Genomic DNA, 19,658 nt, shown 5'->3' on the forward strand with positions numbered 1-19,658 from the left:
GGAGTATCGACATGACGACCCCTAATTTCAGTCTTGCAGAACTTATGATCGTGGCAGCGTCGGAAGCCTTTCGCGGTAATGGTGAAATGCTGGCATCCGGTCTGGGCATCATTCCCCGCCTGGGGGCCAGTCTGGCCAAGATGACCCACTCGCCGGAATTGCTGATGACCGACAGCGAGGCCTTCCTGGTGGAAGAGCCGATTCCCGTGGGTCCCCGTGGTGATTATCAGCCCAAGTACTCTGGTTACATGCCGTTTGAGCGCATATTTGACAACGTCTGGCACGGCCAGCGTCACGCCATGGTCGGGCCAACCCAGATTGACCGCTGGGCCCAGACCAACCTGTCGGTGATTGGCGACTACGCCAAACCCAAGGTGGCGATGCTCGGGGTGCGCGGCTTGCCGGGCAACAGCATCAACCATCTGAACTCGTTTTACGTGCCCAGCCACAGCAAGCGGGTGTTTGTGGAGGGCGAGGTGGACATGGTCTCCGGTGTCGGCTTCAAAGCGGAGCGCTGGAGTGAGCACATGCGCCGCGACACCATGGGTATCGGCCGGGCGGTGACCGATCTGTGTGTGCTGGATTTCAACGGTCCGGATAACGCCGCGCGGGTACTGTCCCTGCACCCCGGCGTGACATTCGAGCATGTCCAGAACAACACCGGATTCCCGCTGCTGCGCGCCGATGACCTCAAGGAAACCGCCGCACCGACCGCCGAGCAACTGGCGTTGATCGCCCGGCTCGACCCCCACAACCTGCGCGCCAAGCAGCTCAAGGGCAACCCGGCGGGCGTGCGCACTGCCGCAGAGGTGGAAGCATGAGCGATCTGGACCGGTTAACGCCGCGGGAAGACAACGCGGTATACGAAACGGACGAGCCGGTGCTTTACCGGGTCGAGGACGGCATTGCCACCCTCACCATGAGCCGTCCCAAGTACAACAATGTGCAAAATTCGCAGATGACCTATGCGCTGGATGACTGTTTCCGCCGGGCCATCAACGACGACGCGGTCAAGGTCATCCTGCTGACCTCCACCGGCAAGCATTTTTCCGCCGGCCACGACATCGGCACCCCCGGCCGGGATGTCAACAAGTCGTTCGAGCACAAGCACCTGTGGTGGGATCACACCAACAAACCCGGCGGCGAATTTCTGTACGTGCGCGAGCAGGAGGTGTATCTCAACATGTGCCGGCGCTGGCGCGACATGCCCAAGCCCACCATTGCGGTGGTGCAGGGCGGCTGCATTGCCGGTGGCCTGATGCTGGCGTGGGTGTGTGATCTGATCATTGCCAGCGACGATGCCTTTTTCCAGGACCCGGTGGTGCGCATGGGGATTCCCGGTGTGGAGTATTTTGCCCACGCCTTTGAAATGCATCCGCGCATTGCCAAGGAGTTTTTGTTCCTCGGTGACCGTATGCCGGCCGCGCGGGCTTACGAACTGGGCATGGTGAACCGGGTAGTTCCCCGGGACGAACTGCACAGCGAGGCGCTGCAGCTGGCGCAACGCATTGCCGGTCAGCCCCGCATGGGGCTGGCACTGACCAAGCAGGCGGTCAACCATATCGAAGATGTGCAGGGCAAGCGCACCGGTATGGAAGCGGTGTTCGCCATGCACCACTTTGCCCATGTGCATAACGAGCAGGTGTCCGGTGACAAACTGGGCGGTTACGACGGTAAAGCCATGGCCGAGCGCAACAAGGCCGAGGCGTCAGGAGGAGATCAGTCATGACCCTGCCGCGCACCCGTTTGACAGAAGCACTCGGCTGCCGTTACCCGATTATTCAGACGGCTATGGGTTGGGTGTCTGATGCCAATCTGGTGATCGCGACCACCAAAGCCGGCGGCTTTGGTTTCCTTGCCGGGGCGACCATCGACGCGGCCGAACTGGAACGTGAAATCGAGCGCGTCATCCGCAGCACCGGTGGCAGTAATTTCGGCCTTAACTTTCACATGTTTCAGGAAAACGCCGCCCAGTGTGTGGATCTGGCGATCAAACACCGCCTGAAAGCGGTCAGTTACGGTCGCGGTCCGGACCAACAGACCATTGCCCGGTTCAAGGCCGCCGGGGTGTTGTGCATCCCCACCGTGGGCGCGGTGAAGCACGCCGTCAAGGCGATTGAGCTGGGTGCCGACATGATCACCATCCAGGGCGCGGAAGGGGGCGGCCACACCGGTGGCGTACCGAGCAGTATTCTGCTGCCCCAGGTGCTGGATGCGGTGTCGGTGCCGGTGATTGCCGCCGGTGGCTATTCCACCGGGCGTGGTCTGGCAGCGGCCCTGGCGGCCGGTGCGGAGGGCATCGCCATGGGCACCCGCTTTATGATGACCTCGGATTCGCCCACCCCGAAAGACACCCTGGCCCGGTATGTGGACATTGCCGATACCCAGAAAATCCGTGTCACCACGGCGGTGGATGGCATGCGCCATCGCATGATCGACAACGACTTCATCCGTCAGCTGGAAGCTGCGGGCCCCATCGGCCGGTTGTGGATCGCCCTGCGCAGTGCGCGCAAGTGGAAGGCCCAGACCGGCATGAGCACCGCCCACATGCTCAAGACCTTTATCCGCGCGGTTAAAGACGATCCCTCCGCCATGTCCCAGGTGATCATGGCGGCCAACCAGCCGGTGTTGTTGCAACGCTCCATGGTCGAGGGTTTCCCCGATGAGGGCATTCTGCCCAGTGGCCAGGTGGCGGCGGCCATCGATGCGCTGCCGAGCTGCGCTGAATTGATTGACGGCATTGTCCACGAAGCGGAGCAGTGCCTGGAGCGGCTCTACAGTCGCCGTGTTCCCTCAACTGATGTCGAACCCCAGCAAGCAGGAGCCTCACAATGAGCAGCACAATTAGCTCTGCATTCACGACCGAAATCAACGACGGCATCGCCGAGCTGGTGATCTGTAAACCCCCGGTTAACGCCCTCAACAGTGATGAATGGCTGGCACTGGCCCAGCGCATCGAGGAGCTGGGTGCGGATCAGGACGTCCGGGTGGTCATTATTCGCGCCGAAGGCCGCGGGTTCTGTGCCGGTGTGGATATCAAGGAGCTGGACGCCAACCCGGAGCTGATCGTGCGGGTGAACGCCGGTAACTACGCCACCTTCCGGGCGGTGCATCGTTGCCCGGTCCCGGTCATTGTGGCGGTACACGGGTTCGTCCTGGGGGGCGGAATCGGCATCACCGGCGCGGCCGATATTGTGGTGGCCTCCGGCTGTGCCAGTTTTGCCCTGCCGGAAGTGGATCGCGGGGCCATGGGCGGCGGGGCTCATTTGCAGCGTCTGTTCCCGGTGCAAAAGGTTCGCCACATGTTCTTCACCGGGGAAGCGGTGAGCGCCCCCGACGCCATGCAGTACGGGTTTATCGAACGGTTGGTGAGCAAAGACGAGTTGCCCGGCGCGGCCCGCGACATCGCGAGCAAGATAGCGGCCAAAAGCGGTGCCATGATCCGCATTGCCAAAGAAGCCCTCAATGGCATCGAAGACGGCGATCTTGAGAAGAAATATCGTTGGGAACAAGGGTTTACCCTTGAAGCCTATACCACCGCTGATTCTGCAGAAACCCGCCGGGCGTTTGTGGAGAAGCGTGAAGCCCGTTTCTGATTCAGGCTCCCGCAGGAGAGAACTCCCATGCAATTGAAATTTAACGACAAACAGAATGCTTTTCGCCAGGAAGTACGGGCCTGGCTGGCCGAGAATGTGCCCGCTGAACCCTTGCAAAGCTACGACACCCGGGAAGGCTTTGAAGAACACCGCGAGTGGGAAGGCAAGCTGTATGAGAGCCGCCTGTCGATGGTGATGTGGCCCGAGCATCTGGGGGGCCGTGGCTGCGATTTGATCGAGTGGCTGATTTTCGAGGAAGAATACTACGCCGCCGGTGCCCCCATGCGGGTCAATCAGAACGGCCAGTTGCTGCTGGGGCCCACCCTGATGGAGTTTGGCACTGAAGCGCAGAAGCGTCATTTTCTGCCTCGCATCGCCTCCAGTCAGGATATGTGGGCACAGGGCTGGTCGGAGCCGGACGCCGGTTCCGATATGGCGGCCATTCGCAGCAGGGCCACCCGCGAGGGGAATGAACTGGTGATCAATGGCCAAAAGACCTGGTCCACCCGCGCCATCTTTGCCGACTGGGTGTTCGGATTGTTCCGCACCGATCCGGACAGCAAGCGCCACCACGGCCTGAGTTACCTGATGGTGCCGCTGGATGCCCCGGGGGTGACAATACGCCCGATCAAGGCCTTGAATGGTAAAGAGGCCTTTGCGGAAGTGTTTTTCGACGACGTCCGGGTGCCGGTCACCAACTGCATTGGTGACATGGGGCAGGGCTGGGCGGTGGCCATGGCGACCGCCGGCTTTGAGCGGGGCCTGTTGCTGCGATCGCCGGCCCGGTTCCAGCAAACCGCCAAACGGCTGGTGGCGCTCTACCGCCAGTACGCCAGGGATTACGGCGACCACAATGGCCTGCGGGACACGGTGATTGAGAGCTGGATGGGGGCTGAAGCCTACGCCCAGGCCGCCTATCACACCGTTGGTCTGATCGAAAAAGGCGCCAGCATCGGGGCGGAGTCGAGCATTAACAAAATCATCTGGTCCGAGCTGGATCTGAAAATGCATGAAGCGGCGATGGAGATGCTGGGCGCCTATGGGGAACTCCGTGCCGGGGCACCCGAGGCGGTGGATGGCGGAAGCTGGCTGGAAGGTTTCCTGTTTGCCCAGGCGGGGCCGATCTACGCCGGCACCAACGAAATTCAACGCAACATCATCGCCGAGCGCATGCTCGGCCTGCCGCGCGTGTAAGGGGACTGGCCATGGATTTTACATTTACCGAAGATCAACTCGCCTTCAAAGAAGCCATCAGCCGTTTCCTGATGACCGAAGCTCCCCCCGAAATGCTGCGTGATATCTGGGAAACCGAAGACGGCCGTTCGCCGGAACTGCGCCGCAAAATTGCCGAGCAGGGACTGATGGCGCTGTCGGTACCCGAAGAGCAGGGTGGCCTGGGCATGGACGACATCGCCTGGTCACTGCTGACCCAGGAGCTGGGCTATTACGCCATTCCCGATTCGATGGCCGACACGGCCTATGTGGCGGCCGGGCTGTTGCGCGCCTTGCCCGACGGCACCACCGGTCGTGAGGACATGCTGACGCGGGTGGCCGACGGCAGCATCCGCATTGCCATCAGTCACAGCATCAATCCGCTGGTGGCCGATGTGCACCTGGCGGACAAGATTATTGTCGAGCATCAGGGTGCGATTCATCTGGTGTCCCGCGAGCAGGCCGGCTATGAACGTAATGAAAGCATCGACAGCTCACGCCGGTTGAGCAAGATCAGCGTCACCCCCACCGCCGACAGCCAGATTGCAGCTGCTGACACCGGGGCTGCCATCTGGGAACAGACCCTTAACCGGGGCGCGCTGGCGGTAGCCGGGCAGAGTCTGGGGCTGGCGCAGCGCATGCTGGATCTGTCGGTGGATTACGCCGTGCAGCGCAAACAGTTCGGCAAACCGATTGGCAGTTTTCAGGCGGTGAAACACAAACTGGCGGATGTGGTCAGTGGCATCGAGTTTGCCAAGCCGACCCTGTATCGGGCCGCCTATGCATTGGCCAACAACGATGCCCGCGCCGATCTGTATGTGTCCCACGCCAAACTGGCCTCCTGCGAGGCGGCCTGGGTGGCCGCCCGTCACGGCATCCAGGTGCACGGCGCCATGGGGTACACCTGGGAAGCCGATCTGCAGATGTTCATGAAGCGGGCCTGGGCGCTGAATGCGTCCTGGGGCACCCGTGATTTCCATCGCCAGCGCATCGCCGACGATATCCTCGCGGATGACGCACAGATTGGTCCACGCTACACCTTTGGAGAATAACACCATGGCTGAAGCCTATATTGTTGACGCCTTGCGCAGCCCGACCGGCAAGCGTAAAGGCGGTCTGTCCCATGTGCACGCCATTGATCTGGGCGCCCATGTCCTCAAGGCGCTGGTGGAGCGTAACGACATCCCCGACCAGGACTACGACGACGTGATCTTCGGGTGCGTCGACACCGTCGGTTCCCAGGCGGGCGATATCGCCCGCACCAGCTGGCTGGCGGCCGGCCTGGCCATGAACGTGCCGGGTACCACGGTGGATCGCCAGTGCGGCTCGTCCCAGCAGGCGCTGCATTTTGCCGCTCAGGCGGTGATGAGTGGCACCCAGGATGTGGTCGCGGTCGGCGGTGTGCAGACCATGACCCAGATTCCCATCTCCACCGCGATGCTGGCGGGGCAGCCGTTGGGTTTTCCCGACCCCTTTTCCGGCAGCGAAGGCTGGCGGGCCCGGTTTGGCACCCAACCGGTGGATCAGTTTTACGCCGCCCAGCGTATAGCCAGCCACTGGGGGCTGAGCCGTGCCGACATGGAGCGCTTTGCCCTGGAAAGCCACCGGCGGGCGCTGGCGGCCATCTCCAGCGGCCGCCTGGCCGGGGAGATCGTGCCCCTGGGGAAGGCCACCCAGGACGAGACCCCCCGTGACACCAGTCTGGAAAAGATGGCCACGCTGGAGCCGGTGAATCCGGACTACCCGGATATCACCGCGGCAGTTTCCAGTCAGACCGCCGATGCCTCTGCGGCGCTGCTGGTGGTGTCGGAAGCCGCACTCAAACGCTACAACCTGACCCCCAGAGCCCGCGTCCACCACTTGAGTGTGCTGGCGGATGATCCCATCTGGCACCTCACCGCACCGATTGCGGCCACCCGGGCGGCGCTGAAAAAAGCCGGCATGACCATGGCCGATATCGATCTGGTCGAAATCAATGAAGCCTTTGCTTCGGTGGTCATGGCCTGGCAGAAGGAACTGGACTTTGATCCGGCGCGCACCAACGTCAATGGCGGTGCCATTGCCATGGGGCACCCGCTGGGGGCCACCGGTGCACGGCTGATGACCACCCTGTTGCACGAGCTGGAACACAGCAACAAACGGTTCGGCTTACAGACCATGTGCGAAGGCGGTGGTCAGGCCAACGTCACCATCATCGAACGTCTGGGCTAACCTCAGTAGAAGGATAGGCATTATGGGAATTCTGAACGAGCGTGTTGTCATTATTACCGGCGCAGGCGGCGGTCTCGGTGCCGCCCACGCGCGGGTCTTCGCAGCGGAAGGTGCGCGGGTGCTGGTGAACGACATCAACGAAGGGGCCGCCCGGCAAGTGGTGGACGAGATTGTCGCCGCGGGCGGTGACGCCGCGGTCAACACCTCCGACATCACCAACTATGAAGACAGTGCCCGTGCGGTCCGGCAGGCGATTGATACCTGGGGTGACCTGCATTGCGTCCTCAACAACGCCGGCATCAACCGGGACCGCATGTTTGCCTCGCTCACCGAAGCGGACTGGGACGCGATCATGAGTGTGCACCTCAAAGGCCATTTCTGCATCACCTCCCACGCGGTGCAGTATTGGCGCAATCAGTCCAAAGCCGGCCAGCCGGTGAATGCACGTATTCTGAACACCACCTCCGGTGCCGGCTTGCAGGGCTCCATCGGGCAGTCCAACTACGCCGCGGCCAAAGGCGGCATTGCCGCGCTGACCCTCAATCAGGCCGCCGAACTGGGGCGCTATGGGGTGACTGCCAATGCCATTGCGCCGGCGGCGCGCACCGGTATGACCACCGCAGTGGAAGCCATGGCCACTCGCATGGCGGCACCGACCGATGGCAGCTTTGATTACTGGGCTCCTGAGAACGTGTCGTCTTTGCTGGCGTGGCTGGCTTCTGAATCCTCGGCCGGGATTACCGGCCGGGTATTTGAGGCGGAAGGTGGCAAAATTTCCATCGCCGATGGCTGGCGCACCACCGAAGGTGTGGACAAGGGGGCACGCTGGGCCCCGGCCGAAGTGGGCGAAGCCATGCAGGCCTTGTTGGCCAAAGAAGTTCCCGCCCAGAAAGTCTACGGTACCTGAGCCCCGGAGGCCGTCATGGAATTCCGCTTAACCGACGAGCAGTACATGGTCCGCGACACGGCGCAAGCCTTTTTGGCGGACGCCTCCAGTTCCGGGCAGGTCCGCAGGGCAATGACCGCCGCACGCAGCTACGACCCGGCAGTGTGGCAGCGATTGTGCACCGAACTCTACGTGCAAGCGGTCACCATTCCCGAGGCGTATGGCGGGCTGGGTCTGGGCTATGTGGACCTGGCCATCGTGCTGGAACAGATGGGCCGCAAACTGTTTTGTTCGCCGTTTATGGCCACGGTGGGCATGGCGACCAATGCGCTGTTGCTGGTGGCCTCTGACGAACAAAAGCAACGTTGGCTGCCTGCGATCGCCGAAGGCACGCAAACCGCCACCCTGGCGTGGACCGGCCCGCAGGCGGCCCGTGCCGGGGGCAGTTGGGGGGCGGAGGCAGTCTCGGCAACCTGGACAGCCACCGCAGAAGGCTATCAGCTGGACGGTGACCTGCGTTATGTGATCGACGGGGATACCGCCGATCTGCTCATCGTCGCCGCCCGGACACCGGGTTCCAGCGGCAGCGAAGGGATCGGGCTGTTCGTGGTGCCGGCCAGCAGCGCCGGGGTGGAGCGCCAGTGGACCCCGACCCTGGACCAGAGCCGGCGCCTGGCAAACCTCACCCTGCGCGGGGTAAGCGTGGCGGCCGACCAGTGTCTGGGAGTGGCCGGCGAAGGCTGGCCTCAGCTGCAGAAAATTCTGGCGCTGGCCAAGGTGTCCCTGGCGGCTGAGCAACTGGGGGTAGCCAGCGAGGCGCTGGATATGGCGGTGAATTACACCCTGGAGCGGGAGCAGTTTGGGCGTGCCATTGCCAGCTATCAGGCGGTCAAACACAAGGCCGCCGATATGAAGCTGAAGGCCGAAGTGGCCTGTTCGGCGGTGTATTACGCCGCCTGTGTGGCCAGTGAGGTACTGGCGCCTGACGGCGACGTCAACATCGCTGCGGAGCTGGACGAGGCTGCGGCCATGGCCAAGGGCTATTGCTCCGATACGGTGTTTTTCAATGCGGGCAGTGCCTTGCAGTTGTTTGGCGGGGTCGGTTTTACCGCCGAGTACGACATCCAGCTGTATTTCAAACGGGCCAAGGCCAGCGAGTTGTATCTGGGCAACGGGGCGGCTCAGCGGGAACAAATTGCGGCCATGCTGCTGGACGGGGAGAGTGCGCAATGAAACTGACCTTCAACGCAGCCGACGAACGCTTTCGCGAAGACATTGCCAGCTGGCTGCAAGCCCATCTGGTGGGCGAATTCGAACACCTGAAGTTTCGCGGCGGTCCGGGCGACGAGCACATGTTTCCGGAAGAGCGCAAACGCTGGGAACAGGAGCTGGCCGCCGGTGGCTGGGTCGGTATTGGCTGGCCGGAAGCCTGCGGCGGCCGTGGCGCCTCCATCGAACAACAGGTGATCTTCGCCGAAGAATACGCCCGCGCCGGGGCGCCGGGTCGCATTGGTCATATCGGTGAAGGACTGGCCGGCCCTACCATCATCGCCTTTGGTACGCCGGAACAAAAGGCGAAATACCTGCCGGGTATTCTCAACGGCACCGAGTTCTGGTGTCAGGGGTATTCGGAACCGTCCGCCGGGTCCGATCTGGCCAATGTGCGCACCCGGGCGGTGCGTGACCCGGACAGCGGCCGGTGGCGGATCACCGGTCAGAAAATCTGGACCTCCCTGGCTCACGAGTCCCAGTGGTGTTTTGTGCTGGCACGCACCGAACCCGGTTCGGTGGCCCATCGGGGACTGGGATTCTTTCTGGTCAGGATGGCACAGCCGGAAATTACCGTCCGGCCCATTGAGCAGCTCACCGGTACCTCGGAGTTCAACGAAGTGTTTTTCGATGACGCCCTTGCCGAAGATTTGGTCGGTGAGCCAGGCGACGGTTGGCGCATCGCCATGACCCTGCTGGGGTTTGAGCGGGGTGTGTCCACCCTGGGGCAGCAAATGCAGTTCCAGAACGAGCTCGATGAAATCATTCGCATTGCCCGCAGTAACGGCGCCGCCAGCGACCCGGCCATTCGCCAGCGCATTGCCGAGGCCCACACCGGATTGCGCTTGATGCGTTACAACGCCCTGCGCATGTTGTCCGGCGATGAGCGCAGCGGCCCGGACAGCTCGGCGCTGGTGTACAAACTGCATTGGGCCAGCTGGCATCGCAACCTCGGGGCACTGGCCATGGACGTACTGGGGCCGGAGGCCGAGCTGCTGGACGGTGCGCCCTACGAGCTGACCCGGCTGCAATCCCTGTTCCTGTTCACCCGCTCCGACACCATCTACGGCGGCACCAATCAAATTCAGCGCAATATCATTGCCGAGCGCGGCCTTGGTATGCCCAAAGAAGCAAAAGGCAGATAACCATGAACGATGTAACCCGCAACCCCACTTATGTGCCGGGCCATGGCTTGCTGAAAGGTCGCTCGGTGCTGATCACTGCAGCGGCGGGGGCCGGCATCGGTTTTGCCGCCGCCACCAAAGCCATGGAAGAAGGCTGTCGCGGCATTGTCATCAGTGATGTGCACGAAGGCCGGCTGGACGCTTCGGTGGCGAAACTGAAAGAACAAAGCGGCTCCGACCAGGTGTGGGGCAAGGTGTGCAATGTCACCGATGAAAGCGAGGTACAAGCGTTAATCGATTTCGCCGAAGACAAACTCGGTGGGGTGGATGTGTTGATCAACAACGCGGGTCTGGGCACCACTCGCGCGCTGCTCGAGATGGCAGACAGCGAGTGGAACAAGGTGCTGGACGTGACCCTGAACGGCACCATGCGCATGACCCGCTACATGCTGAAAATCATGAAACAACGGGGCCAGGGCGGTGCCATTGTCAACAACGCCTCGGTGCTGGGGTGGCGGGCCCAGAAAGAACAGTCCCATTACGCCGCCGCCAAAGCCGGGGTGATGGCCTTTACCCGCTGTGCCGCGCTGGAAGCTGCCGAGTTCGGGGTGCGCATCAATGCGGTGGCACCCTCGCTGGCGGTACACGCCATGTTGCGCAAGTCGGCCCCGGAGGCCCTGTTGAAAGAACTGGAAGGCCGGGAAGCATACGGCCGGGGCGCCGAAGTGTGGGAGGTGGCGAACGTGATGATGTTCCTCGCCAGCGATTACGCCTCCTATATGACCGGTGAAGTCCTGTCGTGCAGCTCGCAACAAGCCTGACGCGGTCAATCGAGTGTTAATGGAGAAAGCTATGAGTAGGGTGTTTTCAAACGCAGCCAGTCTGCAGGAAGCGGAAGGCCAGTCGCTGGGGGTGTCGGAATGGTTGCCGATCGACCAGCAACGGATCGACACCTTTGCGGACGCCACCGGCGATCACCAGTGGATCCATGTGGACCCCGACAGGGCCAAAGACGGCCCCTTTGGTGCCACAGTGGCCCACGGCTACCTGACCTTGTCACTGGTGAACTATTTTTTGCCCCAGTTGATGAGTGTTGAAAATCTGTTGATGGGGGTGAATTACGGTTGCGATCGCATCCGCTTTCCGGCCCCGGTGCGGGTGGGCTCACGCATCCGCGGTGCCGGTGAAATCACGCAGGTAGAAACCCTGGCCAATGGCTCGGTCCAGGTGGTTGTCCGGGTCACTGTGGAAATCGAAGGCAGTGACCGCCCCGCGTGCGTGGTGGACACCATCAGCCGCTACACCTTTGCAGAAAACGACTGAGGAGTCTTCCATGAAAGAAGCAGTAATTGTAGCGACGGCGCGTACTGCGCTGACCAAATCCTTCCGGGGTTCCTTCAACGACACTGAAGCGCCGGTGCTGGGCGGTCACGTGATCCGTGCGGTAGTGGAGCGTGCCGGCATCGATCCCGCAGACGTCGATGACGTCATCATGGGCGCAGCCGTGCAACAGGGCACCCAGGGGTACAACATTGGCCGCCTGTGTGCCTATACCGGCGGTCTGCCCAACAGCGTCGCCGGTATGGCGGTTGACCGCATGTGTGCCTCCGGTCTGGTGGCAATCAGTGAAGCGGCCAAGGGAATTATGTGTGGCGAGCTGGACGTGGCCATTGGCGGTGGCGTGGAATCCCTGTCACTGACCCAGACCAAGCACAAGAACGCCTACCGGGCGCGCTCGGAAGCGGTGATGGAAGTGGCCCCGGCGGCCTACATCCCGATGATCGAGACCGCGGAAATTGTCGCCGAGCGCTACGGCATTGGCCGGGACGCGCAAGATGCTTACGCCCTGCAGAGCCAGCAGCGCACCGCGGCCGCCCAGAGCGAGGGGCTGTTTGACGATGAAATTGTCCCGCTGCGGGCGCGCAAGCAATTGTTTGAAAAAGACGGCACCCCGGCGGGCCATGAAGAGGTGGTGGCCGATCGGGACGAGTGCAACCGCCCGGGTACCACCCTGGAAGGACTGCAGGGATTGAAAACGGTCTGGAAAGACTGCGCCTGGGTGGCCGAGGGCAAGTGCGTGACCGCCGGAAACGCCTCCCAGTTCTCCGACGGTGCGGCGGCGTGTCTGCTGATGTCACGGGACGAAGCTGACCGCCGTGGGCTGACCCCGCTGGGCATCTACCGGGGTATCGCCGTCGCGGGTTGTGACCCGGAAGAAATGGGCATCGGCCCGGTGTACGCCATTCCCAAGCTGTTGCAACGTTTCAACCTGCAAGTCTCCGACATAGGCCTGTGGGAAATCAACGAGGCGTTTGCCTCCCAGGTCCTCTACTGCCGCGACCAGCTGGGCATCGACAACGATAAGCTGAACGTCAACGGCGGGGCCATCTCCATCGGTCACCCCTTCGGCATGAGCGGCGCCCGCATGGTGGGTCATGCACTGCTTGAGGGCCGGCGGCGCAAGGTGCGTTACGTGGTGGTCTCCATGTGCATCGGCGGCGGCATGGGGGCGGCGGGATTGTTCGAATTGCCTCAGTAATTGCCGGGTTGTCCTGAAAACCGCCGCTGCGCAAGCATCGGCGGTTTTTTTGTTAGCGGCTCCTGACGGATTATTTCTAGACTGTCAAGACCGATTGGTGAAGTTCAGAGTGGATTGGTGCAAAGGTATAAGCCGTTTGGACGATGTTCGCTGAGGGTATCCGGATCAACATCAGAACAGTCCTGGATATCTGAACAACAATGAGCGGTCCGCCGGTGGCAACACCTAACCACAACATCCCTGGCGTGCACTGACAGCGGGAGAGAGCATGTACAGAGTCATCAGCTATTCGTTTTGTTTACTGGTCGCAGCGCTTGTTTTGTTTGCGTTCTCTCCCCGTGGGGCGGAGGAAGAAAACAGTGAGCCGCTGAATCTGGGCCGCGTGCAGATCAACGATCTGGTCGCCGTGAACGGCCGCCTGATCGCCGTTGGCGAGCGCGGCACCATCGTGGTCAGTGAAGATAACGGCCAGAACTGGCAGGTCACCCACCGGGACGGCGAGATACCGGTCACCCTGACGGACATCACCGCGCTGACGGATCAAGTGCTGCTGGCGGTGGGGCATGACAGCGTTATCCTGCGCAGCGAAGACGCCGGTCTGAGCTGGGAGTTGATCGAGCGGGACAGCGAGCTGGGGGAACCGCTGCTGGGCAGCTGGAGCGCGGACGGTCAAAACGTGTATGTCTACGGCAGTTTTGGCAAGTTCTGGTTGTCCGCAGATGCCGGGCGTACCTTCGAGCCCCAGGAGCTGCCTATCTACGGCGAGCATCTGAGCGCCATGGCCGGTGACGAAGACAAAACCCGCATCATCGTGGGCGAGATGGGGCTGGTATTGCGCAGCTTTGACGGGGGAGACGCCTGGGAGAAGCTTGATCCGTTCTACAACGGTTCCCTGTTCGGGGTGGCCCATCTTCATGGCACCCGCTGGGTGGCCTATGGCATGCGGGGGCACGTGTTCTTCAGTGGCGATGACGGCGACAGCTGGACCCAGGTCAACGTTGGCGGTGAATTGCCGTTGTACGGCCACGCGGTGGCGAGCAGCGGTAAACAGATGCTGATCGTCGGTACCGCCGGTTTCCTGGTGATCATGAACGATGAGGGCGAGCTGCTGGAAACGGGCAGCATCGGTGGCCTGGGCACGCTGACCTCGGCGGTGATCTTGCCCGATGGCGAGATCTTCGTCGCCGGCCAGCGTGGATTAATGCAGAGGTCTCACAATCTCGTGGCGGCTTGGGCAAAATAGGAGAGGACCATGAGTAACAAGCATAAGAATGTTGAACGGATGGTGGAGTGGTCCGCTGACCGGCTGATCGCCTGGCGCAAGCCCCTGCTGGCCCTGTTTCTGTTAATTACCGTGGCGTTTGGTTACAGCGCCACCGGCATCCGGCTGGACCCGGGTTTCAATAAACAAATACCCGTCAACCACCCGTTCATGCAGAACCTGCTGCATTACAGTGACACCTTTTCCGGTGCCAACAACGTGCTGGTCAGTGTGCGCTGGAAAGGAGAAGGGGACATCTACAACCCCGAGTTCCTGTCCGCCTTGCGCCAGGTGACCGATGAAGTGTTTTTCATTCCGGGTGTCCGCCGGGCCAGCGTCAGCTCGCTGTTTACCCCCAATACCCGGTATATCGAAGTGACCGAACAGGGATACATCGGTGACGTGGTGGTGCCGCCTCATTTCAATGGCAGTGAGGAGGATCTGCAGCAGGTACGTCGCAACACCGAACGCTCCGGGCAGATCGGTCAACTGGTGGCGAACGACCTGAGCGCGGCGATGGTGCGCGCCGATCTGCAGGAGATTAACCCGCAAACCGGCGACAAGGTTTCCTACGTCGCCATCTCCCGCCAGCTGGAGGACATTCGTAAGACCTTTGAGAACGACAACATTGGCATCGATATCGTCGGTTTCTCCAAGTTGACCGGGGATGTGGTGGCCGGCTTGATCGACGTGATGTGGTTCTTCCTGATCGCTTTTGTGATCACCACACTGTTGCTGTGGTTGTACTGCCGTTCCGTCAAGCTGACCGTGGTGTCCCTGCTGGTGGCCATGTTACCCGTGGTCTGGCTGCTGGGCCTGTTGCGGATCATGGGCATGGGGATCGATCCCATGTCCATTCTGGTGCCCTTCCTGATATTTTCCATCGGGGTCTCCCACGCCGTGCAAATGACCAACGCCTGGAAACAGGACGTGCTCGGAGGCAAAACTTCCATGGAAGCGGCGCACTCCGCTTTCTGCAAAATATTTGTGCCCGGGGCGCTGGCGCTGCTGATGAACGCCCTCGGCTTTGGCGTCATCATGCTGATCGATATCCCCATCGTGCATGAGCTGGGGGTCACTGCGTGCCTCGGTGTGCTGCTGATGATCATCACCAATAAAATGATGCTGCCGATCATCATTTCCCACCTGCAGCTCGAACGGGCCGCAGAATCCATCAATGTGGTTCCGGACGGCCGCCGTCATAAAGTCTGGTGGCCCCTGTCCCGCGTCGCCGAGCCCCGTACCGGGCTGGTGGTGTTTGCGGTCAGTCTGTTACTGCTGGTCGGCGGTGCCTGGAAGAGCCGTGATCTCATTGTCGGCGATGTCAGTGCAGGGGCCCCCGAGTTGCGGGCCGAATCCCGCTACAATCAGGACAACGCCAGCATCGTTGAACGCTACTCGATCGGTCTTGATCTGTTGACGGTGTATGTGGAGAACCAGGTGGGCGACGGCGATGCCTGTCTGGATCCGGATGTGATGCGCGCGGTCGAAAAGCTGGACTTCCATACCCGCAGCATTCCCGGCGTGCAATCCGTAGCCAGTGTGGCCGGCATGGGCAAGGTCACCATTGCCGGGAATAACGAAGGCAATCCGCGCTGGGCGGCCATTCCGGGGTCCGAGCGGGGGCTGCAGGCGGGCTCGCAAGCCTATTCAGACGAACACGGTCTGGTGGTAGAGGGTTGCGAAACCATGCAGGTGGTGGTGTATCTGAGCAGCCATGAGGGCACCCAGGTGGAACGCACCATCAACCGCATCGAAGAAATCATCGCCAGCATCGATGAACCGAAAGTCGAATTCAAGCTGGCGGGCGGTAACGTGGGCGTGCAGGCGGCCTCCAACGAAGCGGTGAAAAAGGCCGAAGTGCAGATGCACGGTGCCCTGCTGGCGTCGGTGGCGCTGTTCTGCTGGCTCACCTTCCGCTCGTTCCGCGCCGTACTGTGCATCATCATGCCGCTGGCCATTGTGGCGACCCTGTGCAATGCGCTGATGGCGTCCCTCGGCATCGGGCTCAAAGTCGCTACCCTGCCGGTGCTGGCGCTGGGGGTCGGTGTCGGGGTGGACTATGGCATCTACATTTATGAGCGCTTGCAGCACGAACTCAGTCTGGGCAAAGATTTCCGCGAGGCCTTTTACGAGGCCATGGTCCAGCGTGGTACGGCTTCGCTGTTCACGGCGGTCACCATGTCCATCGGTGTCGGGACCTGGGCGTTCGCGCCGCTCAAATTCCAGGCCGATATGGGCATTTTGCTGGCCTTTATGTTCCTGGTAAACGTCTTTGGTGCCATCTTCCTGCTGCCCGCCCTGGCCGCCTGGTTTAACCGGGCCAAGCGTCTGGTGCGCGTCGAACGGGTAAAGGGGGCCGAGATGGCAGTGTCTGAAGCCGCCGGCTGACCGGCGATGAGCAGGTGACAGCCGCTGCACGCCCTCCGGGTGTCCAGCGGCTGTTTTTCGTTTACTCAGTGGAATGAGCGTCTTAGGCGCCCGATTGGAGCGCATTGGTTGAAAATGAGGTAACGTTAGATTCAGGCTGGGAGCAAAACCTGCCGGCGCCGGGGGCGTCTTCAGGCGTGTGCTCCGCAGACCAAGTCTGCTGATAAGAACAAGAGGTGCGCATGAAAACCGACAACCCTGACAGTGAAGGTGTGATGGAACCGCAGGGGATATCGATCAGCGAATACAATCGACTCATCTGTGCCATCCATGACGGCAGTTTTGACGATCAGGCCCTGACCCGGGCGCTGGATATGGTGCGCCAGCAATTCGCGGCCAACTTTGTCACCCTGATCCTGCGCATTCCGGAGGTCGAAGATATCGGCTTGATGCTGGTCTCCGGTGACATCGAGGCCCAGGGGCGGGTAACCCGGCTGACCTACCATCGCCGGCGCACCCCCTTCTCGAACCAGCCGGCAGATAAGGTCTTTACCCAGCAGGATGTGTTGTCGGCGTCGGAATGGGAAGCCTCCGATTATTATCAGGAGTACTGTCTGCAGCAAGATGTTTACCACGTCATGGGGGCCGACATCTCCACCGAAAGCGAGGGCACCTTCCGGTTTCGCATCACCCGGTCCAAGCGCGCCCCGGCGTTCGACAGCAACGACAAGGCCTTGTGCACCTTGTTGCTGCCCCACATACGCCATGCACTCCAGGTGCACAATCTGATCGGACGCAGCGAGTCCCTGGGTGCGATCTACGCCGATGCCATAAACCGGTTGTCCGTGGCCACCATCCTGTTGACCGAAACAGGCACCGTGCAAAAACTGAACGACTATGCCCGCCAGTTGCTGGAACACGCCGATGGCCTGAAACTGGTGGGCGACCGACTGGAGGCCAGTTACCCCAGCGACAACAAAGAGTTGCAGAAGCGCATCAAAGAAGCCTTTGAAGCACGGGCCCGTGGCGAGGCGCTGTCCGGTGAGGCGCTGTCGGTTACCCGCCCTTCCGGGGAAGTGAATCTTGGCATTGTATTGGAAGCCATACCCGACGCCGGCTGGATCGACGACAAGGACCAGCCGACCCTGTTGTTGTATGTGCGGGACGCGGTCAATAAATCCACGGTCAGCAGCGCGGCCGCCAAGCAGTTGTTTGATTTTACCCCGGCAGAGACCGCTCTGGCGCTGGAATTGGCCAACGGTTTGTCGCTGGAGGATGCGGCAGAGAGTCTGGGCATTATGCGCAATACGGCGCGCGCCCACCTGCGGGCCATCTTTTCGAAAACCGGGGTGCGCCGGCAGGCCGAATTGGTGCGGGTCATGCTGAACAGCGTGGTGGCGCTCAGTGCGGATGTCCCCGGCGCGGTGGCCGGCGGATCAAAAGCCCTGGGGCCCGAGCACCAGCTCAAGCCGCTGAAGAAAGGACCCTAGTCCACCTTGACGATGAGTGATCCCGGCGCGGTCGCTACTCTTGCAGCATTGCAGGAGTGACCGATACGCCAACGAGTGGGATCATCCAGATGAACGACCAGAGCAAAAATGCACACACCATTCCGGAGCTGATGTTTGCCGGAGCCGACACCTACGCTGAGCGCATAGCCCTCGAGGCCCCGGGAGAAACCATCCGCTACGCCGAGCTGCCCGAGCGGGTGTTGGCGATTACCCGCGGACTGATGGCCGCTGGTGTCGACAAGGGTGATCGCGTCGGGGTGTGGGCACCCAATGGCGCCGACTGGGTGTTGATCGCCCTCGCCATCCATTGTGCCGGCGGCGTGCTGGTGCCCATCAATACCCGTATGAAGGGGGCCGAAGCGGCGGACATCCTGGCACGCAGCGGCGCACGGATGGCGTTTGTGGTGGGCGAATTCCTGGGGGTCGATTATCCGGCCATGCTGGCCGCGCAGCGCCCGGAAACACTCGAGCAGGTGGTGGTGATCGACAAGCCCGGGGCCGCCGGCGGGCTGACCTTGGCGGAGTTCATCAACGCCGGCCGGGGCATTGCCCCGGACGCGGCGCGCCGCCGGGCCGATGCCGTTCGTGCGGATGACCTATCCGATTTGTTGTTTACCTCCGGCACCACCGGCAAGCCCAAAGGGGTGATGAGCAACCATGGCCAGACCCTGCAGGCGTTCACCGAATTTGTCCGTATTCTCGGCATTGAATGCGGCGACCGCTATCTGGTGGTGAATCCGTTTTTCCACAGTTTCGGTTACAAAGCCGGCTGGCTGACCTGTCTGATCGCCGGGGCCACCATCATTCCCCATGCGGTCTTCGACGCCGAGGATATTTTCCGTCGCGTCGAAGAGGAGCGCATCACCGTGCTGCCCGGTCCTCCGACCCTGTATCTGTCCATGTTGGCCCATCCGCGCCTGCAAACCGCCGATCTGAGCAGTTTGCGCATCGCGGTCACCGGGGCCTCGGCCATTCCACCGATACTGATCGAACGTCTCCGTCAGGAGCTGGGCTTTACCACCGTGACCACCGCCTATGGTCTGACCGAGTGCGGCGGTCTGGCGACCATTTGTGACCCCGGGGCACCCGCGGAGACCATCGCCGGCACCAGTGGCCGGGCCATCCCCGGTACCGAGCTGAGTATCCGTGATGCCCAGGGTAACCCGGTGGCCGCCGGTGAGTCCGGTGAAATCTGCCTGCGCGGATTTCACGTCATGCAGGGCTACTTCAATAACCCGGTCGCCACCGCAGAAACGATCACCGCCGACGGCTGGTTGCGCACTGGTGACGTGGGCCACGTGGATGACGATGGCAATCTCACCATCACCGACCGGCTCAAGGACATGTTCATTGTGGGCGGGTTTAACTGTTACCCGGCGGAAATCGAAGCGGGGCTGTTCGCCCACCCGGCGATTGCCGAAGTGGCGGTGGTGGGCATACCGGATGAGCGTATGGGGGAGGTTGGCTGCGCCTGCGTGGTGCTGAAATCCGGGGTCGAGCTGGATGAGGAGCAACTGATTGCCTGGAGCCGCCAGCAAATGGCCAATTACAAAGTGCCACGGCGGGTGGTGTTCTACCCGGATCTGCCCAAGAATGCCTCCAATAAAGTCGACAAGGTGGCGCTGCGCCGCGGTCTCGCGTAAATACCGCGGTCCCGGCGACCCGCACCACAACGCCCG

At 61.8% G+C, this 19,658-nt stretch carries 17 protein-coding genes; all 17 read left to right on the forward strand.

The features are described 5' to 3' along the window. Window positions 1-11 precede the first annotated feature (11 nt). The 17 genes from BG841_RS07505 (at window position 12) to BG841_RS07585 (ending at window position 19,622) form a co-directional block, all read left to right on the forward strand. Complete coding sequence (locus BG841_RS07505; RefSeq protein ID WP_070057090.1) at window positions 12-821, forward strand: CoA-transferase subunit beta; 810 nt, start codon at window positions 12-14, stop codon at window positions 819-821. Further along, window positions 818-1,729: an enoyl-CoA hydratase gene (locus tag BG841_RS07510; protein WP_070057091.1), complete on the forward strand. Its 912-nt coding sequence runs from the start codon at window positions 818-820 to the stop codon at window positions 1,727-1,729. The genes BG841_RS07505 and BG841_RS07510 overlap by 4 nt, the downstream gene beginning before the upstream one ends. Next, window positions 1,726-2,835 carry an NAD(P)H-dependent flavin oxidoreductase gene (locus BG841_RS07515; RefSeq protein WP_070057092.1) on the forward strand — a complete coding sequence of 370 codons (1,110 nt, stop codon included), beginning with the start codon at window positions 1,726-1,728 and terminating at the stop codon, window positions 2,833-2,835. The genes BG841_RS07510 and BG841_RS07515 overlap by 4 nt, the downstream gene beginning before the upstream one ends. Before the next feature lie 8 nt (window positions 2,836-2,843). Further along, entirely contained in the window at window positions 2,844-3,596 is a 753-nt protein-coding gene (locus BG841_RS07520) for an enoyl-CoA hydratase family protein (RefSeq protein ID WP_070058736.1), read from the forward strand. Between the two features lie 27 nt (window positions 3,597-3,623). After that, a complete protein-coding gene (locus tag BG841_RS07525) occupies window positions 3,624-4,790 on the forward strand; it encodes an acyl-CoA dehydrogenase family protein (RefSeq protein WP_070057093.1) in 1,167 nt (388 codons plus the stop codon). A gap of 11 nt (window positions 4,791-4,801) precedes the next feature. Next, the gene (locus tag BG841_RS07530; RefSeq protein ID WP_070057094.1) at window positions 4,802-5,860 is read left to right on the forward strand and encodes an acyl-CoA dehydrogenase family protein; all 1,059 of its coding nucleotides are present in this window, start codon (window positions 4,802-4,804) and stop codon (window positions 5,858-5,860) included. A 4-nt stretch (window positions 5,861-5,864) separates the two neighbouring features. Further along, entirely contained in the window at window positions 5,865-7,019 is a 1,155-nt protein-coding gene (locus BG841_RS07535) for an acetyl-CoA C-acetyltransferase (RefSeq protein ID WP_070057095.1), read from the forward strand. A 22-nt stretch (window positions 7,020-7,041) separates the two neighbouring features. Beyond that, window positions 7,042-7,926, forward strand: coding sequence for an SDR family oxidoreductase (locus tag BG841_RS07540; protein WP_070057096.1), 885 nt, complete (start codon window positions 7,042-7,044; stop codon window positions 7,924-7,926). A 15-nt stretch (window positions 7,927-7,941) separates the two neighbouring features. Beyond that, complete coding sequence (locus BG841_RS07545) at window positions 7,942-9,138, forward strand: acyl-CoA dehydrogenase family protein (protein ID WP_070057097.1); 1,197 nt, start codon at window positions 7,942-7,944, stop codon at window positions 9,136-9,138. Further along, complete coding sequence (locus tag BG841_RS07550; protein ID WP_070057098.1) at window positions 9,135-10,319, forward strand: acyl-CoA dehydrogenase family protein; 1,185 nt, start codon at window positions 9,135-9,137, stop codon at window positions 10,317-10,319. The genes BG841_RS07545 and BG841_RS07550 overlap by 4 nt, the downstream gene beginning before the upstream one ends. 2 nt (window positions 10,320-10,321) lie before the next feature. Then, window positions 10,322-11,119 (forward strand): SDR family oxidoreductase, encoded by a 798-nt coding sequence (locus BG841_RS07555; protein WP_070057099.1) that lies wholly within the window; start codon window positions 10,322-10,324, stop codon window positions 11,117-11,119. Between the two features lie 31 nt (window positions 11,120-11,150). Continuing rightward, window positions 11,151-11,621, forward strand: a complete 471-nt coding sequence (locus BG841_RS07560) for a MaoC family dehydratase (RefSeq protein WP_070057100.1) — start codon at window positions 11,151-11,153, stop codon at window positions 11,619-11,621. 10 nt (window positions 11,622-11,631) lie between these two features. Continuing rightward, complete coding sequence (locus tag BG841_RS07565) at window positions 11,632-12,837, forward strand: acetyl-CoA C-acyltransferase (protein WP_070057101.1); 1,206 nt, start codon at window positions 11,632-11,634, stop codon at window positions 12,835-12,837. Window positions 12,838-13,105: 268 nt separating this feature from the next. Beyond that, complete coding sequence (locus tag BG841_RS07570; protein WP_070057102.1) at window positions 13,106-14,080, forward strand: WD40/YVTN/BNR-like repeat-containing protein; 975 nt, start codon at window positions 13,106-13,108, stop codon at window positions 14,078-14,080. 9 nt (window positions 14,081-14,089) lie between these two features. Then, a complete protein-coding gene (locus tag BG841_RS07575; RefSeq protein WP_070057103.1) occupies window positions 14,090-16,489 on the forward strand; it encodes an efflux RND transporter permease subunit in 2,400 nt (799 codons plus the stop codon). 221 nt (window positions 16,490-16,710) lie between these two features. Continuing rightward, window positions 16,711-17,958, forward strand: coding sequence for a helix-turn-helix transcriptional regulator (locus BG841_RS07580; protein ID WP_070057104.1), 1,248 nt, complete (start codon window positions 16,711-16,713; stop codon window positions 17,956-17,958). Between the two features lie 89 nt (window positions 17,959-18,047). After that, on the forward strand, window positions 18,048-19,622 hold the full coding sequence (locus BG841_RS07585) for a FadD3 family acyl-CoA ligase (protein WP_070057105.1): 1,575 nt from the start codon (window positions 18,048-18,050) through the stop codon (window positions 19,620-19,622). Window positions 19,623-19,658: the final 36 nt, after the last annotated feature.

This window comes from Marinobacter sp. X15-166B, assembly GCF_001752365.1.
Lineage (GTDB): Bacteria > Pseudomonadota > Gammaproteobacteria > Pseudomonadales > Oleiphilaceae > Marinobacter.

Bases quoted from the DNA above. Each gene is read 5' to 3' on its own strand.
- BG841_RS07505 (WP_070057090.1), top strand. From the start codon at position 12: ATGACGACCCCTAATTTCAGTCTTGCAGAACTTATGATCGTGGCAGCG.
- BG841_RS07510 (WP_070057091.1), top strand. From the start codon at position 818: ATGAGCGATCTGGACCGGTTAACGCCGCGGGAAGACAACGCGGTATAC.
- BG841_RS07515 (WP_070057092.1), top strand. From the start codon at position 1,726: ATGACCCTGCCGCGCACCCGTTTGACAGAAGCACTCGGCTGCCGTTAC.
- BG841_RS07525 (WP_070057093.1), top strand. From the start codon at position 3,624: ATGCAATTGAAATTTAACGACAAACAGAATGCTTTTCGCCAGGAAGTA.
- BG841_RS07530 (WP_070057094.1), top strand. From the start codon at position 4,802: ATGGATTTTACATTTACCGAAGATCAACTCGCCTTCAAAGAAGCCATC.
- BG841_RS07535 (WP_070057095.1), top strand. From the start codon at position 5,865: ATGGCTGAAGCCTATATTGTTGACGCCTTGCGCAGCCCGACCGGCAAG.
- BG841_RS07540 (WP_070057096.1), top strand. From the start codon at position 7,042: ATGGGAATTCTGAACGAGCGTGTTGTCATTATTACCGGCGCAGGCGGC.
- BG841_RS07545 (WP_070057097.1), top strand. From the start codon at position 7,942: ATGGAATTCCGCTTAACCGACGAGCAGTACATGGTCCGCGACACGGCG.
- BG841_RS07550 (WP_070057098.1), top strand. From the start codon at position 9,135: ATGAAACTGACCTTCAACGCAGCCGACGAACGCTTTCGCGAAGACATT.
- BG841_RS07555 (WP_070057099.1), top strand. From the start codon at position 10,322: ATGAACGATGTAACCCGCAACCCCACTTATGTGCCGGGCCATGGCTTG.
- BG841_RS07560 (WP_070057100.1), top strand. From the start codon at position 11,151: ATGAGTAGGGTGTTTTCAAACGCAGCCAGTCTGCAGGAAGCGGAAGGC.
- BG841_RS07565 (WP_070057101.1), top strand. From the start codon at position 11,632: ATGAAAGAAGCAGTAATTGTAGCGACGGCGCGTACTGCGCTGACCAAA.
- BG841_RS07570 (WP_070057102.1), top strand. From the start codon at position 13,106: ATGTACAGAGTCATCAGCTATTCGTTTTGTTTACTGGTCGCAGCGCTT.
- BG841_RS07575 (WP_070057103.1), top strand. From the start codon at position 14,090: ATGAGTAACAAGCATAAGAATGTTGAACGGATGGTGGAGTGGTCCGCT.
- BG841_RS07580 (WP_070057104.1), top strand. From the start codon at position 16,711: ATGAAAACCGACAACCCTGACAGTGAAGGTGTGATGGAACCGCAGGGG.
- BG841_RS07585 (WP_070057105.1), top strand. From the start codon at position 18,048: ATGAACGACCAGAGCAAAAATGCACACACCATTCCGGAGCTGATGTTT.